This window comes from Streptomyces sp. CoH27, assembly GCF_020181035.1.
In the GTDB taxonomy this organism is placed as follows: Bacteria; Actinomycetota; Actinomycetes; order Streptomycetales; family Streptomycetaceae; genus Streptomyces; species Streptomyces camelliae.
The window spans coordinates 112807-127902 of the sequence record NZ_JAIQYY010000006.1 but is presented as its reverse complement, the minus strand read 5'-3'; the positions used below and the strand labels follow the sequence as shown (position 1 = coordinate 127902).

Below are 15096 nucleotides of genomic sequence, written 5' to 3'. Positions count from 1 at the left end.
CGGATGTCAGTCGAGGAGCTGTTCGAGGGAGTTCTCCCACTCGTCGAAGAAGCCCTCCGGCCAGTCGGACAGGGAGCCGTCCTCGTGGATGCGCGGGGTGACGATCTCTGCCTGCAGACCACGGCGGCGGAAGTAGTGGACGGCGGTGTCCGTGGCGGCGATCGGGCCCTTCTTCACCGCCAGACGCAGCCCGTTGAGCACGTGATCGGAGTGCGTCTCCACGATCAGCTGTGCCCCGGCCGACGCGGCGGCGGCCAGCAGCGCGGCCATGCGGGACTGGCCGCGCGGGTGGAGGTGGGCCTCCGGGTTCTCCAGCAGGATCAGGGTCCCCGGCCCTGCCGAGAGGCAGGCGACGACGATCGGCAGCGCGTACGTCAGGCCGAAGCCGACGTTCGTCGGCCGGCGGCGCGCGGACGAGTCGAGGCCGGCCGTACCGTCGAAGCCGTAGCTGAGGCGGACGGCGTCGATGCCGGGGATCTCCGCCGCCTCCAGGTTGACTCCCGGGCACAGCTCCTGCATCCACGCCACGACGTGGTCGAGGAAGTTGCTCGTCGGTGCGTCGGGGTGCCGCAGCGGATCCGTGCTCAGGGAGCGACGGGCGTGGTGCCGCAGGTAGTTGACGGTGTGTTCGCCGCGTGCGCCGAGGAAGCCGAGGCCGATCGCCTGGTGGTGGGACTTGGGGTAACTGGTGGCCGGGACGATGCGATCCGCCTTGAGGTACTGGAAGCGGCGGCGGATGCAGATCGATGGCGGCACCAGCGCGGCATCAGGGACGGAATGCAGGGCCAGCACGTCCTGTTCTGCGGCGTACAGCGCCGACCAGGTGGGGGTCGCTCCACGGTTGGTGCGGAGCCCGATGCTGATCAGCGGAGTGGGTGACTCCGGTGTGCGGGCGAAGTCCTCGTGGAGGACGTCCAGTCCGGTCCCCAGCTCCACCAGGTCGCCGTTCAGGAGGAGTCCTCCGCCCGGCGAGGCCAGGTGCGAGGACAGGGACAGGGTGGACGAGTCGTACGACTGCTGGAGCAGGGCGAGTGCCTGGAGGACCGAGCTCTTGCCGGAGGAGTTGAGACCGGTGAGCAGGGTGACCGGGGCGAGCGGGATGTCGGCCGAGCGGAACGCCTTGAAGTTGGTGAGCGACAGCTGGTCGATCACTGTGTACTGCCCCCGTTGTCGTCCAGAACGGCCCGGAACAGGTCATGGATCCTGGTGAACCGCGCCTGGACCCGCGCCCGGTCGCCGGTGCTGACGGACACGACAGCCTCGAAAACCGGGTTGGCCATGAGCCGGTCGTAGCCGTCCATCACCTGCCGACGGGACGCTACCAGCGCGGCACGCTCGGCATCCGTGAGTTCGGCCAGGTTCACCGTCACCGACTCGAAGAGGGCCTTGTTCACGGGATGGCGCCACCGCTGCCCCGCGAAGTGTTTACGGAAGGCGTGCCTGCCGAAGACCGCCTCGGCCGTGGTCATCGCCTGCTTGAACCGGTCGGCGAGTTCGGTCCGCGCCTGTTCGGGCAGCCGGTTGATCAGCCGCATGGTGTGGGCGAGGAACTGGTCGAAGTCCTGGTACTTGTACGCGTCGGGCGCGGTGAGCATGAAGGCCAGCGACCGCAGGACCATCTCCCGGTCGGCCATGCGCGAGACGCCGACGCTGCCGCCGGTCGCCGACAAGAACTCCGCGGACTCGGCCAGCGAGGCCAGCAGCGCGCGGGCCGGTCCCGGAATGAGCGCGTGCCGGATCTCCTGGCGGGTGAGGGGCAGCCCGCCGGTGTTGATCCGGGCGAAGATGTTGAACTTGACCTCCTCCGGAGTACCCGGCCGGATGACGTGCACGACGACCTGCGTCTCGTTCAGCCGGATCTGCAGCCGCCCGGTGAGGTCCTCGTACCGTTTCCCCTCGAAGTCGTCCTTCAGGTACTCCAGGCCGCGCAGCCGCAGCGGCCCCGCGTCGATGCCCGCCACCTCGGCCAGGGCCTGGGGTGCGATGAACCGGGCGATGGCGGTGAGCCGTTGGATGCCGTCGACGACGGCCCACTCGCTGTCGTCCAGTTCGGCGGCGTAGAAGGACGGGATCGGGATCCGCAGCAGCAGGGATTCGATCAGCCGGCTCTGCTGTTCGTCCGACCAGATGCCGGCGCGCCGCTGGAAGTCCGGGGCGAGGTCGATCATGCCGTTGCTCAGCCGGGACATGAGCAGGTTGATGGTGGGGTTGCTGGTCTGGATCTCGATCTTGGAGGGGTCGTACGGCGCGGTGATCCGGTCCGCGGCGTCCTCGGCCTCGCCGTCCTGGACCTCCAGCTCGACGTCGGTGGGACGGCCGTCGGCTCCGACCTCGACACGGAGGCCCCCGCTGTCCTCACCGAGCGGATCGTGCCGGTAGCGGCTGAACAGGGACTGCTGCTCCCGCGCTGCCCCACGGCTGCCGATGCTGTCCTCCAGCGACATATGCCCTCGCGTCCCGTTTTTCGTAGCCGTTGCCGGTTCCGATTCTGCCCGAGAGGGCCGGGTGTCCGTCCGCTCAGCGCAGCGCGAATTGGACGTGCGTCGACTGCACGACGTCCGGCCGCACGGCGATGCCGTCGACGGTCAGCTGCTGCCCGTAGATGTCGGTGAGCCGGAGAGAGCCGCCGCAGCCGGTGCCGTCGGGGGAGAGGAAGTAGTCGTAGTCGGTACGGGTCAGCTGCCGCCAGCCGCCGCCGTCCCTGACCTCCAGCCGGGCCAGCGGATTGCGGTGACCGAGGGCCTGGATGCCGCACCAGTCGCGGCTGGAGCCGGTCTTGTAGCGGATGGCGATCGGGTCGGAGGTGCCGGGGCTCAGCAGGCTCCAGGTGATGGGGATCCGGCCGGCGGAGAGGGCGCCGAGTCCGGCGAACGCCTGCTCACTCAGGTCGAGTTGACCGGGCGCGCATTCGGGGCACTCGTTGGTGATCCGGACCGTGACGGAGGCACCGCCCGCGGTACGGACGAGGAGGTACGCCCCGCACGCCTTGGAGACCTCGTAGTCGGTGTGGTTCATCGCGGCGACCATGAGATCCGGGCTCGGACCGTACAGGCAGGCTCCGTCGCCGTCCCCGGCGGCATAGTGGGTGGCGACTCCGCTGTAGGTGACGCCGGGCTTGATCCGTCCCGCGAGTGGCGCCGCGCCGGAAGCCGGTCTCGGGGCGGTCGGGCTGGTGGTCGTGGAGGACTGCTGGGCCGAGGAGGCGGGTGTGGCGTGCGCGGTGTGCGTCGCGGGCGTGCTGGTCGTCGGGGCCGGTGACGCCGTGGACGGCGTGGGCGTCGGAGTCGGCTTCGGCTGTGGCTTCCCCGTCGGCTCTGCGGCGGTGGGGGTGCTTGCGGCCCGCACGGTGTCCGCCTGGTGAGCGGGGCGAAAGGCCATGGCCAAGGTGACGACGAGCCCGGCCACCGCCAGGGCGACGGCTGTGACGAGCGCGGTGCGTCGTCTGGGGACGGTACGGCGGTGAGAGCGCGATGCCACGGATCAGTCCTTCACAGGGGGCCAGGAGTACGCGTGCTTCTGCCGCACAGTGGTCACCGTGGCAGGAAAGGTTGCCGTGGCTCGGCGGCTCCGTGACGTCAGGGGCGGTACGGCAGGAAGACCTCCGCCCATACGGTCTTCCCCGGCCCGCCGGACGCGCGAGGCGCCACGCCCCACTTGTCGGCCAGTGCCTCCACGAGGAGGAGTCCCCGGCCGGACTCGGCGCCGGGATCCTCCTGCGGGTGGGCGGGGCACGGAAGCCGTTCGCCTCGGGTGTCGGTCACCTCGATACGGAACGTGCCGTCGACGTAGGTGAGTTGCAGGTGGAAGTCGCGTCCGGGCACGTGTCCGTGGCGTACGGCGTTCGCGGTGAGCTCGGCCGTGATGAGGGTGAGCGTGTCGTTGAGCGGGGTGGCGTAGGGGTGGCCCCACTCGTTCAGCCGGTGCGAGACGAGACGGCGGGCGAGGCGGGCGCCGCGCGGGGTGGAGGTGAACCGCATGGCGAACTCATGAGTTTCCGACTTCATGCGGTCAACGGTGGTGCACAGTGAGTAACGTTTACAGGGGTGAACTGCTGACGCCTTGCGGGCTGTACGGGGCGGTGGTGTGCCTGTACGCGGGGTGGGGCGTGACCGTTCGGGTACGGGGATGGAAGGAGCCGGGGTGTGAGTGAGGAAGTGCGGGCGCCGGAGGGTGAGTACGAGGTCGGTACGGGCGTCCTGGTCGTCTTCGGGCGGCAGCTGAAGCTGTTCCGTGAGCGGGCGGGGCTGGGGCGAGCGGAGTTCGGGACGATGGTGGGGTACTCCGCTTCGACCATCGCCTCGTTCGAGCAGGGGAGGCGGATTCCGCCGCCCAAGTTCATCGACCAGGCGGATGAACTGCTGGGCGCGGGCGGGGTGTTGAGCGCCAGTAAGGAGGAGGTGGCTCGGGCGCAGTATCCGGCGTTCTTTCGGGATGCGGCGAAGTTGGAGGCTCAGGCGGTTGAGATCCAGGTGTACGCCACTCAAGCTGTGCCGGGGCTGTTGCAGACGGAGGAGTACGCACGGGCGGTCTTTGCCATGTGGCGGCCACTGCTGGAGGAGGAGGCCATCGAGCAAGGTGTGGCTGCTCGGTTGGCTCGGCAGGAGATCTTCGCCAAGCGCCCCACGCCGCATTTCAGCTTCGTGATCGACGAGGCTGTGCTGCTCCGTCCGCTGGGCGGGGATGTTGTCTGGCGAGGCCAGCTGGAGCACCTCCTGCTGGTCGGTGAGAAGCGGAACGTCCAGATTCAGGTGATGCCGAACTCCCGCCAGGAACACGCAGGACTGGGTGGTCCCTTCACCTTGATGGAGGTCAGGGAAGGGCGCAGGATCGCGTACACGGAGGTGCAGGGCGACAGCCATGTCCACACAGAGCGTGGAAAGGTGCGGGAGCTCGAACGCACGTACGGGACTCTTCGCGCGCAGGCGCTCACTCCGGCAGAATCGCTCGCGTTGATCGAAAAGTTGTTGGGAGAAGTATGAGCGGCGACGAGCTGGCTTGGTCCAAGAGTAGTTACAGCGCTGGTAACGGCGGAGAGTGCGTTGAGGTTGCCGCCACCTCGGACGCGGTGCACGTCCGTGACTCCAAGGACACGAGCCGACCTGCACTGACTGTGGAGCCCGGCGCCTGGAGCGCGTTCGTGGAGTTCGCGGCGGTTTGACAACGAGGGAGCCCTCGGCACGTACGTCTCGTGCCGAGGGCTCTTTGTCATGCCGAGGCGGCTTCCGGTGGTGACCAGCGGCCGGCGGCGATCTCCGCATCCAGGCGGGCCTGGAAGTGGGCGTGCGCGGCCCGCATTTCGGCTTCCCGGTCGGCCTTGTAGAAGAGGGCTGTGTAGCCGTCCGGGGGCGGGGTGTGGTCCGGGTCCTCCAGGTGGGCAATGAGGTCCAGGTAGTCCTGCTTGGTCTGGCCGTGGCCGTAGGTGAAGGGACTAGCGGCGATCTTGCGGCCGTTGGCGTCGAACCAGGTCGCGGACTCGTAGTCGTACAGCTGTGGGTAGCGGGACTTGAAGATCGCCGCGAGTTGGTCTGCAGTGATGCCGAGCCATACGGCGACGAGGGCGTCTATTTCGACGAGGGCAGCTCGGCGTTCGTGCTCGGTGCGGAGAGGCGTGGTGTATTCCCAGGTCGGGTTGAGGTTGGCGGTGAGCGGGTTCAAGCCTGGCCAGTTGGAGTTAGCCCAGTCTTCGTAGCCAGCCCATCGGGGATCGAATAGTTCCTCCCAGATGGGTGCGTAATGGGTAGTGAGAGCGTTCAGGCGGAGGGTGCGGAGAAGTAGAGCGGAGGTGAGGGGATGATTGGGGTCGGGCGCGGGCATCTTGGCGGCGTCGGTTGCGTGAAGGTTAGCTCGGCCGGTGATGCGTAGCAGATAGTCCAGGGGGAGTGCAGCCCAGAAGCCGGCATTGAGTGCAGTTGTGCGGTTGTTCAGGCAGGCCATCGAGAACACCGCATCGATGTGTGAGGGGCCCGGGGGGATCAGGGCCGCAAATAGGCAGCGGCTGCTGTCGAAGGGGATCATCTTTCGCCAGGCCAGCCGATAGTATGAGCTGGAAGGCCTTCCGCGCCATGAGTCTTGGGCCGCGAGATATGTGACTTCGTCCGTTGCCCGTACATAGTTGGTGATCGGAATGCGGGCTTCGGGTAGCTCTGTTGGCACGAGAAAGTCCCAGTCTCTATTACTCCGACAGGGGATTCTCGGCTCCTTGGAGTAGGGAAGCGCAGCGCCGAAGTGTGGCCCCTGCAAGATGATCTCCGAGAGTGACTCCACGGTTTGGTTTGCCCAGCGAATCAGCCCTTCCTTCTTTGCGCCGGATTCGTGGTATCCGCTTGTGATCAGAGCTTGGTAGTCGCCCAGGGTGCTGCGATATGCGGCCAGTGCCTCAATGGCCCCTTGTTCACTGCGCAGGACGGGATATAGCAGCGGAGTCTGCGTTGCCGGTCCGGTCGACCCTGTGAGGGCCTGCCAGCTGGCCAGCAGGTCTGTGTTCACGTGTACGACACGCTCCTGGTGCGGCCGGATGTCCCATGAGCCGTTGTACTTGATTCCGGGAGCAGGGCCTCGCCCGTCGTGGGAAAGTGAAGCGGGTAGAACATCGGCGTCACGGAGTTCGCTGAGGTGAAGGAAGTCAGGTTCCTGAGGCTTGCCGTAGATGTGCATCCCGAATTCCTGGGACCAGTTCAGATCGTCGAACGCCCACCTGGATGAGTTGACGAAATGCGCGTGGACTCGAAGATGTTGATATGTGGCGGCTCGGAGGGTTCCTTCGCGTACGCCGCTGAAATGTGTGTCCGGGTGGATCAAGCCGACGCTGCCATGCGGTGCAATGTGCTGCCATACCCGAGTCATGAAGCCTCTGTAGAGGTCACCTTGGGTACCGACGAGGAGCGGATACATGGCTGGACTGCTCAGTACGGACACAGCCCCAGCATGGGCGGTCAACTCGCCGAGGACGAAAGCCTGGCCGTCCGTGCTCGTGCCCAGCAGATCTTCCTTGCGGAGGCGCCACTCCGACGCGCTCGGCTTATCTGCCAGCATGAACCAAGGATCGAGCTCTGCCAGAACCAGACCCTCCTGCCACTGCGGCCGCACCCAAGGCGGATTCCCCACCTGCAAATCAAACCCACCCGCCCGCGCAAACACCTGCGCGAACTCCAACTCCCAATGAAAGAACCCCTGCTGCCCCGCCACATCCCGAGCAACCGCCGCCCACGGATACCGCTCCTCCAAATGATGAGCTGGATCCATGCCCATCAAATCCGGCAGCCCATCCTCATACGGCTCAAGCTCATCCAGCCGCTCGAACTCGGAGATCAGCGAGTCCGCAGGCACATCCCGGCGCCCCAGCAAGGACTCCGCGAAGTCCAGCCAGTCGTCAAGGTCGGCCAGCGGAATCACAGCCCGGCGCTGCTCACCCACCGCCTCCTTGCGCCGCCCACTGCGCCGTTTGTCCAAGTCACCCCGGGTCAGTTCGACCTGCTTGGCCTCGACCCCGAAACCAGGCAGCGCATCGGCCTCCCACGACATGAGCACATCCGCGCCCGAGGAGGACTCAAACGCCCCCGACTCCTCCAGCTCGACGAGCCGCCGGTACCGGTCATCACTCCCGTCAAGCAGCGCAGCACTCTGCACGGGCCAGAACCACAGCGCACACCACGCGTCCATCAGCGTCTTCAGCCGCCAGTAAGGCGTGTCGACGGCCTCCAGGTCCGCCAGGACCTTCTCCCGCTGCACAGCCACCTCGGGCGACCGCAGCCAGTCACCCTCCGCGCCCCACACCTCGATCCGCCGCGAGATGTCCCGCTCGGAGATCTCCAGACGCCGTACGACCAGCCCCCACAGGTACTCCACCCGCCGGGCCAGCCCCTGCAACCGCTCCGTCTGCTTCTTCGACGGCGACTTGGTGACGGCCTTCCGCCAGGCGCCCAGCGCCTTCGACTCCTCCGGAGCCAGCGCCTTGGCCTCCTTCTCGGCCGCGACCGAACCCCATTCCTTCGCGGGCAGCAGGAAGTGATGAACAGCCCCCTCCGGAAGCCCCCCACCCGCCTCCGTCAGCGGGAAACGCTCCGGAGTCGACCCCAGCCAGCCCCCCTTCTTCAGCCTCTCAGCGGCATATACCTCCCTCCGGCCGCCGATCAGCGAGTTACCCCTCCTCAAATGCAGCCCGAACCACGGCGCCTCCATCCCCGGATGCATCGTGTTCAGCCACAGCGAGACCTCGGCCAGCTCCACAGCGGTGGAATTCAGGTCCACGCCGTACGAGTTGTGCAGCGCGATGTACGCCTTCGCCTTCTGCAGCTCGACCGCGTACTTCTCGGTGTCGATGGCGACGCCCAACTCGTCCTGCCGGCGCCGCAGATACTCCGCCGCCACCTGGTTGATGGCCTCGTTCAGGAACGCGCCCGAACCGAGCGCGGGCTCGCAGATCTTCCAGTCCAGCAGTTCCCGCGCCTCGGTCACCTCGCCGTCCTGGTCCAGGCGGTGCTGCAAGGCCAGCTGGACCGTGACCTTCGTCAGGGACTCGGGTGTGTAGTAGGACGCGGAGGTCTGGCGGTCGCGGCCGGAGAGGCGGTAGACGAAGGAACCGGGGCGGTAGCGGACCCGCACCTCCTCGCCGGTCTCCTCGTCCCGGCGGCGGACGAAGACAGAGTCCGGGTATTCGTCGGCCTTCGACGCCGGCACCAGCCAGGAGCCGTCCTTCGAGTAGCCACCCTTGGCGACCTCGTACAGCTCCTCGTCCGCCACGAAGCCGGAGTACGACATCAGGCCCTCGTACACGGCACCGAGCTGGTTGATGCCGAGCTGGGCGTAGGAGATGAAGCCGCCGCGCTCGCCCTTCCTGCCCCGGGTGAGCATGAGCAGGCGCAGGACGCGGTACAGGGTGGCGTTGCGCAGGCGGGTGTCGACGTACACCGGCTCGCCGGTCTCGTCCTCGTCGAAGCGCGGGTCCACCACCGAGCGCCGGCCGATCAGGCGGATCGACTCCGGTTCGAAGAGCTTGGAGTGGAGGGGCTCGAAGCGCAGCCCTATGTCCTCCGACACGACGTCGTCGACGGTCTCGGCGGCCGCGCCATGCGTCCGGCGGGAGCGGTAGCCCTCCTGGACCATGCGGAAGAGCAGGTCCAACGAGTCGTACAGGTACGTACCCTCGCGGGCCTTCTCGCCCACCAGATCCCGCTCCGCCACCAGCTCGCCGAGCCGCCCGAGGCCGTAGCCCTGGTGGTACTCGGGGTAGTCCGACGGCAGGATGCCCAGCTCGGGACGGGCCTCCGCGTACAACAGGAACAGGATGCGGTACAGATACCGCAGCGACTCACGCGTCAACTGCTTGGACAGTTCCGGGAGTTCCGCGATCTCCTCCGGGCGGAGGCCCTTCGCCCGGATGCGGTTCAGTACCTCGTTCGCGATCAGCTCCACCGACAGCCGGAGCCCGTCGCGCAGGTCGCTCGACACGCCCACCGCATGCTTCGTCGACTTGTCGACCAGCGTGGCGAGCGGGTTCTCGCCGCCCTCCTCCGGCGTCCGCAGGGAGTCCGCACCGAACAGGGCCGCCAGGGTGTCGAGTTCGCCGCCCGCACGGGTGTCGTTGCGTTCCAGCGCCGCGTCCAGTGAGGCCGCCAGGTAGCGGCCCTCGCCCCACACCGTACGGTCGGCCAGGATCACCACACCGCCGACCAGCAGCAGGACGTACCGAGGGGGTTCCTCCGACGCGAACAGGAAAGACGCCAGTTTCGAACCCGTCGTGACCTCGGTGGAGGCGTCGACAGTCAGCGGATGGAGGAGGCGGCCGGGGCCCGCCGGGTCCAGGGCCGCGTCCGGTTCCGCTGCCCAGCCGCAGTCCAGGGCGACCAGGCCGGGCTCGGCGTGGGCCACCTGGATCTCGTAGGTGTGGTCCGCGCGGTCCACCGTCAGCGTCTGCGGCTTCGCGTCGTAGCCCAGGGCCCGCAGGACGTCGGCGTTGAGGGCCGCCGCCCGCTCGCGCCAGGACGGGGCGTCGTACGTCGTCGCGTCGTCGTCTGGTTCGGCCGCAGCCTCCGCGAAGGACGCGCGTGCCCGGAAGTAGGGGCGGCGCAGCTCGCGCAGGCCCAGGCGCGGCGTCACCGGGAGGGCGTCCTCGGCGTCGGTGGCCGTGGCCTCCGCCGCACGGGCGGCTGCCTCCTCCCGTTCCTTCCAGATCGCGAGCAGTCCGGCCTTGAGGTCCTTGGGGAAGACCTCGGCCAGGTAGTGCGCGGAGAAGTAGTCGCCGCGGTTGACGAGGGAGTCGTACGACATGACGGAATGGACCTCGGGGCTCGGGTGATCAGTCGGTGGAGTCGAGGACGGCGAGGACGCGGAGCATCGGGCGGCCGGTGGTCAGGAGCGAGTCGGCCAGACCGGCCAGGTCGGTCTTGGTGCGCTCGCCCGCCAGCGTCGGCTGCTCCCACGTACCGAGGCGCTGCTTGTACTTCTCGATCGGGTCGGCCAGCGCCTTGTCCCAGGCGGCGCTGTGCCGGCGCAGGAAGCGTTCGGCCGCCTCCAGGGCGCCCGGGATACCCGAACTCAGCAGGTCCAGGTCGTGGTCGTGCAGCGGGTTGGCCATGGTCGGGCCGACGCCCGCGCGGCGCAGTACGCCCACCATGTCGTCGGTGACCTCGCCACGCTGCACGGCCATCCACTTCACCACGGTCGGGCGGCCCAGCGCGTTCGAGAAGATGCCCTGGACGAGGTAGGTGGGAGCGTCGACGTCCGCCGTGATGACCGGCGCCTCCTGGCGGCCGAGCCGCACGAGCACCTTGTCCGTCAGCCACTCGACCACCGGGTGCAGATCGGTGAGGAGCGAGATCTCCGGCCAGCTGGACGAGGACGACTCCCGGGCCCGGACGAGGGAGAGGTCGGCGAGCTTGCGGTTGAGCGTGACCAGCAGGCGTTCGTGCAGACGCTGTTCGCGGCGGTAGTCCGGGGGCAGGGACTTCATGCGGTGGACCAGGTCGGACGGCGGCCGGAAGGAGATCAGACCCGTCTCGGTGTCCTGGTCCAGCTCCAGCTGCCGCTGCGCGTCCGGGAAGACCTCCCGGATCGCCTCGTCGATGAAGTCCCGCGTGCCGGCGAACAGGCGCGGCACGTCCGCCGGGGCGGGCGGAACCGTGCCGTCGGGGTCGTCGGGCGCGTCGGGGTCGCCGGTGCCGTCGCCGACCGCGCCGAAGAAGTCCGCCAGGAAGTCGGTTCCCGTGTCCTCGTCGACTGCGGCCTGCGCCGTGGCGTCCAGCGACTCGTCGACCGTACGGCCGCGCAGCAGGTCCTGGATCAGTGACTTCTCCTCGGCCTCCGCGCGGTAGAGACCGGAGACCGCCTCGGCCGTGCCCAGGCTGCGGTGCGCCTCGTCCTCGCGTTCCAGCAGGCGCTCGGCGACCGTGCGGTCGTCCTTCGCATCCTCGACCTCGCTGGTGAGGATCAACGCCCGGAACTGCGGCTGGTGGGCCTGGCCGTAGCGGTCGATACGGCCGTTGCGCTGCTCGATGCGGATCAGCGACCAGGGGACGTCGTAGTGAATGAGGTGGTGGCACTGGCGGTGCAGGTTGACACCCTCGGATGCCACGTCACCCGTGAACAGCAGACGTACCGGCGTGTCCGCCAGGCCGAAGTCCTCGACGCAACTCATCTGCTGTTCGTCGGAGAGGCCGCCGTGCATGACGCGCGCGGCTTCCCGCTGGGCCCTGCCCTTGAAGCCGAGGGCCGCAGGGACCTTCTCCCGCAGCCACTCCAGGGTCTGCACGCGTTCGGAGAAGACGACGACCCGGGTGTCGCTCTGCGGCCCGACGCCGATCTCCCGCAGCTGTCGCACCAGAGACTCGAACTTCGCCGAGTCCGTCTCCGTCATGACGAACGCCAGGTCGCTCAGACGCCGGAGCGCGGCGAGCTCGGCGTCCGGCGCCGGGCCCTCCTTCGCCTTCAGCGTCCTGATCCGGGCGTCGACCGTCGCGGCCAGGGCCACGTGCGAGGAGAGGAAGGACTTGAGGAGCGTGTACGGGAAGAGGCGGCTCTCGCTGACCGACGGCGTGCCGTCGTCCCGCGGGAGCCAGACCTGGGCCAGCTCCTCGAAGATCTTCTCCTCGGCAGAGGTCGCCGCGCAGTGCACCGAGACGCTCGGACCGCGGTCCGCCCACTGTCCCCTCATCTGCTCGCGCACCTCGGGGCTGATCTTCGTACGCCGGATGAAGAGGTGCTCGATGTCCTTGGCCTCGTAATGCTCCGGGTCGCGGATCGCGGCAGGGTCGAGCAGGGAGATCAGCTCGGCGAAAGAACGGGCGTCGCCGTTGTGCGGGGTGGCCGAGGCCAGGATCAGCGCATCGGTCTGCGGGGCGAGCAGCCGGGCCAGCTGATTGCGCAGCGAGCCGCGGTTGATGAGATTGTGGGACTCGTCGATCACGACAGCGTCCCAGGTGATGCGCTCCAGATGATGCTTGTACTGGTCCGTGTTCTTCAGGGTGTCGATGGAGACGATGACCCGCTTGAAGTACGTGAACGGGTTGCGGCCGGCCGGGATCTCCCGCTGGATGCGTTCGATGCCGACCGAGTCGAGACGGATGAGCGGGATCGCGAAGCGGGTCCACAACTCGTGCTGGAACTGCTCCAGGACGTGCTGGGGGGTCACGACCAGAATGCGTTCGCCGCGGCCCCGGCGGATCAGCTCCGCGAGCGTCAGCCCGATCTCCAGCGTCTTGCCGAGGCCCACCACGTCGGCGATGAGCATGCGCGGACGCAGGTTCCTGCCGGACAACGCCAGCTGCGCGGGCCGGTGCTGATACGGCAGCGCGTCGAGGAGGAAGGTGTCCGCGAGGGCCAGTCCGCGTTCGGACTGCGGAAGCGGAGTCTTGCGCAGGACGGCTTCCAGGAAGAGGCGGCTGCGCCGGAAGTTCGGGGAGTCGTCGGAGGCCAGCCTGGTCCTGCGCGGATCCATCAGCTGCACGTCGTCGAGCTTGGTGAAGAAGACGGCTTCCTGGTCCCGCACGAACTCGGAGACGCCCACCGCCTCGATGCGGTCACCGTCGTGGGCGGTGTGCCGGACGTTGCGTACCAGCCACTCCTCGTCGCGGACCTCGATCTGCGAGCCGGGCGGATACTTCGCGTCCCCTTCATCGCTGCTGAGGGGAACGGTCTGCGCAACGCCGGACGGCTCGACGGTCACGGGGCTGCCTCCTGTGCGAGAACTGGGGTGTCGGCGGGGTCGGGCGTCAGAACTTGGCTCGCTGAGCGTAGGTCTCACGCAGCTGTTGGGCCACGCGCCTGGCCTGCGCGGAATGGCCCGCTCGCGGTGGGTGTGGGCGCTGCGGAGGGTGCGGAGGGCGTTCCCTCACCGTCGGGGTGTACGGGACGGCCGCCGGGGGTGTCGGCTCGGCGGGAGCGGGCGGGGCGGGCTGCTGGGGAGCCGTGACCGTGGGCAGGTCCTGAGAGGAGGGGGCGAGGGGCGCCGGGGCGACGGCCGGAGACGTCGGGGTCGTCGTGTACGCGGTCAGGCGGCGACGCGCCTGTGCGACAGTGAGTCCCTCGTTCTCGATGACGGCGCGGCACTGCTGCACAACGCCCTGCAGGGTGGGCCGGGCGCTCGGGTCGTAGGCCAGCATGGCGGTCAGCAGCGGGGCCAGCTGGTCCGGGGCACCGGTCAGGTCCGGCTGCGCGTCGACCTTGGTGATCAGATGGAAGAGAGCGTGGATGTTCTCGGCCTGGAAGGGGTAGTGGCCGGTCGCCGCGTACAGCAGCACGGCACCGAGCGCATAGACGTCGACCGGCGCGAGCAGGGGCTTGATGCCGTTCGCCTGCTCCGGTGCCATGCAGGTGGGCGTGCCGAGGACGGTGTTGGGGGCGGTCAGGGAGGCACTGGACTCCGTGAAGACCGCGAGTCCGAAGTCGATGATCTTCGGGCCGTTCGGACCGAGCAGGATGTTGGCGGGCTTGAGATCGCGATGCAGCAGGCCCTGCTTGTGCACGCCCGAGAGCGCCTCGGCGAGGGTGGCGCCGAGAGAGGCGACCAGCGCGGCGGGCAGCGGTCCGCAGTCGGCCACATGTCTGCGCAGGTCCGGACCGTCCACGTATTCGGTGGCAAGCCAGGGCTGGTCGGCCCCGGGGTCCGCGTCCATGAAGGCGGCGATGCGTGGACCCCACACGGTCTTCAGCACCTCCACCTCCTGGGCGAAGCGCAACCGGGTCTCCGAGTCGACCACCGCCGGCTTGATGACCTTGACCGCCGCGGGCTCACCACCTGGTGACTCGCCGAGGTACACCTGCCCCATACCGCCGTGACCGATGCGGCCCAGCAACTCGAAGTCACCGAGCCTGACCGGATCCTCCGGGCTCAGCGGCGCCGCGTTCACGTGAGTCCCGTCCTTTCGCCCTGGTCATGCGGTGTGTGCAAGGCGTAACGGTAGTCCAAGCGAGGGAAGGTCGTGCCGAGTGGTGCAGGAAATGTGAAGGAGGACGTGATCCGCCTGATCAGCCTTCACTGCCCCTCTGACCTGCGGGGGGGGGGTGCCCCACATCCGCCCCGGTCGGGCCGGGTGCCGGAAGGGCGATGAGATCCCCGACCCCCGCCACCTCCTGCAGGGTCCGCGCCAGAGACGTCAGCGTGCGCCGTACCTCCGCGATCTCGTCGCGCAGGGCCTGCGCGTGCTCCCACTCCCGCTCCCACGCCACCGGGTCCCGGCCGTCCGGCCGCCGGGACTCGTACGCCGTGAGCCGGGGATGCCACGACGACAGGAGTGGGCGCAGGACGCGGTTGAGGACGGTGACCGCGAGGACGCCGAAGCTGACGTGGCCGGGGGAGAGACGTGGGGCCACGTCGGGGCCGTAGCGGCGCAGGATCTCCCGGGTGGTGTGGAAGAACGAGTAGAAAGAGGACAGCGCCTCGCGCAGGAACCCCTCGTCCCGGCCCAGCTCCTCCACCGAGACCCGGGTCACCAACTCCAGATACAGCTCCCAGGCCGCACTGCGCTCCGCGTCGGCGGGTTCCCAGGTGCCGGAGATCTCGCCGACGAACGGGATCGTGAGCTTGGCCGTGATCTGCGAGGGACCACTCGGTCGCCGTCGCCTGCGCTGTCTGTGTGCCATGATCGCCCTCCCCGGTACCCA

The 15096-nt window shown here is 68.4% G+C and carries 10 protein-coding genes; 2 read left to right on the top strand and 8 right to left on the bottom strand.

Features of this window, described 5'->3' with window-relative positions; genetic code table 11:
• Positions 1-6: 6 nt before the first annotated feature.
• The 4 genes from LE548_RS11255 to LE548_RS11240 form a co-directional block, all read right to left on the bottom strand.
• Positions 7-1152 (bottom strand): DUF3696 domain-containing protein, encoded by a 1146-nt coding sequence (locus LE548_RS11255; RefSeq protein ID WP_225096557.1) that lies wholly within the window; start codon positions 1150-1152, stop codon positions 7-9.
• Positions 1149-2444 carry a DUF262 domain-containing protein gene (locus LE548_RS11250; protein ID WP_225096556.1) on the bottom strand — a complete coding sequence of 432 codons (1296 nt, stop codon included), beginning with the start codon at positions 2442-2444 and terminating at the stop codon, positions 1149-1151. Before LE548_RS11250 ends, LE548_RS11255 begins: the two co-directional genes overlap by 4 nt.
• Positions 2445-2517: 73 nt before the next feature.
• The gene (locus LE548_RS11245) at positions 2518-3477 is read right to left on the bottom strand and encodes an expansin EXLX1 family cellulose-binding protein (protein ID WP_225096555.1); all 960 of its coding nucleotides are present in this window, start codon (positions 3475-3477) and stop codon (positions 2518-2520) included.
• Between the two features lie 98 nt (positions 3478-3575).
• Entirely contained in the window at positions 3576-4004 is a 429-nt protein-coding gene (locus LE548_RS11240; protein ID WP_308030175.1) for an ATP-binding protein, read from the bottom strand.
• 138 nt (positions 4005-4142) lie between these two features.
• Between LE548_RS11240 and LE548_RS11235 the strand changes: the two genes are divergently transcribed.
• The gene (locus tag LE548_RS11235; RefSeq protein ID WP_225096554.1) at positions 4143-4979 is read left to right on the top strand and encodes a helix-turn-helix transcriptional regulator; all 837 of its coding nucleotides are present in this window, start codon (positions 4143-4145) and stop codon (positions 4977-4979) included.
• Positions 4976-5158, top strand: coding sequence for a DUF397 domain-containing protein (locus LE548_RS11230; RefSeq protein WP_225096553.1), 183 nt, complete (start codon positions 4976-4978; stop codon positions 5156-5158). The genes LE548_RS11235 and LE548_RS11230 overlap by 4 nt, the downstream gene beginning before the upstream one ends.
• A 47-nt stretch (positions 5159-5205) precedes the next feature.
• Here LE548_RS11230 and LE548_RS11225 read toward each other — a convergent pair whose 3' ends face one another.
• The 4 genes from LE548_RS11225 to LE548_RS11210 all read right to left on the bottom strand — a co-directional run bounded on the left by LE548_RS11225 (position 5206) and on the right by LE548_RS11210 (position 15075).
• Positions 5206-10266 (bottom strand): class I SAM-dependent DNA methyltransferase, encoded by a 5061-nt coding sequence (locus LE548_RS11225; RefSeq protein ID WP_225096552.1) that lies wholly within the window; start codon positions 10264-10266, stop codon positions 5206-5208.
• 28 nt (positions 10267-10294) lie between these two features.
• On the bottom strand, positions 10295-13159 hold the full coding sequence (locus tag LE548_RS11220) for a DEAD/DEAH box helicase (protein WP_225096551.1): 2865 nt from the start codon (positions 13157-13159) through the stop codon (positions 10295-10297).
• A 46-nt stretch (positions 13160-13205) separates the two neighbouring features.
• Entirely contained in the window at positions 13206-14342 is a 1137-nt protein-coding gene (locus LE548_RS11215; protein WP_225096550.1) for a serine/threonine-protein kinase, read from the bottom strand.
• 118 nt (positions 14343-14460) lie between these two features.
• Positions 14461-15075: a hypothetical protein gene (locus tag LE548_RS11210; protein WP_225096549.1), complete on the bottom strand. Its 615-nt coding sequence runs from the start codon at positions 15073-15075 to the stop codon at positions 14461-14463.
• Positions 15076-15096: the final 21 nt, after the last annotated feature.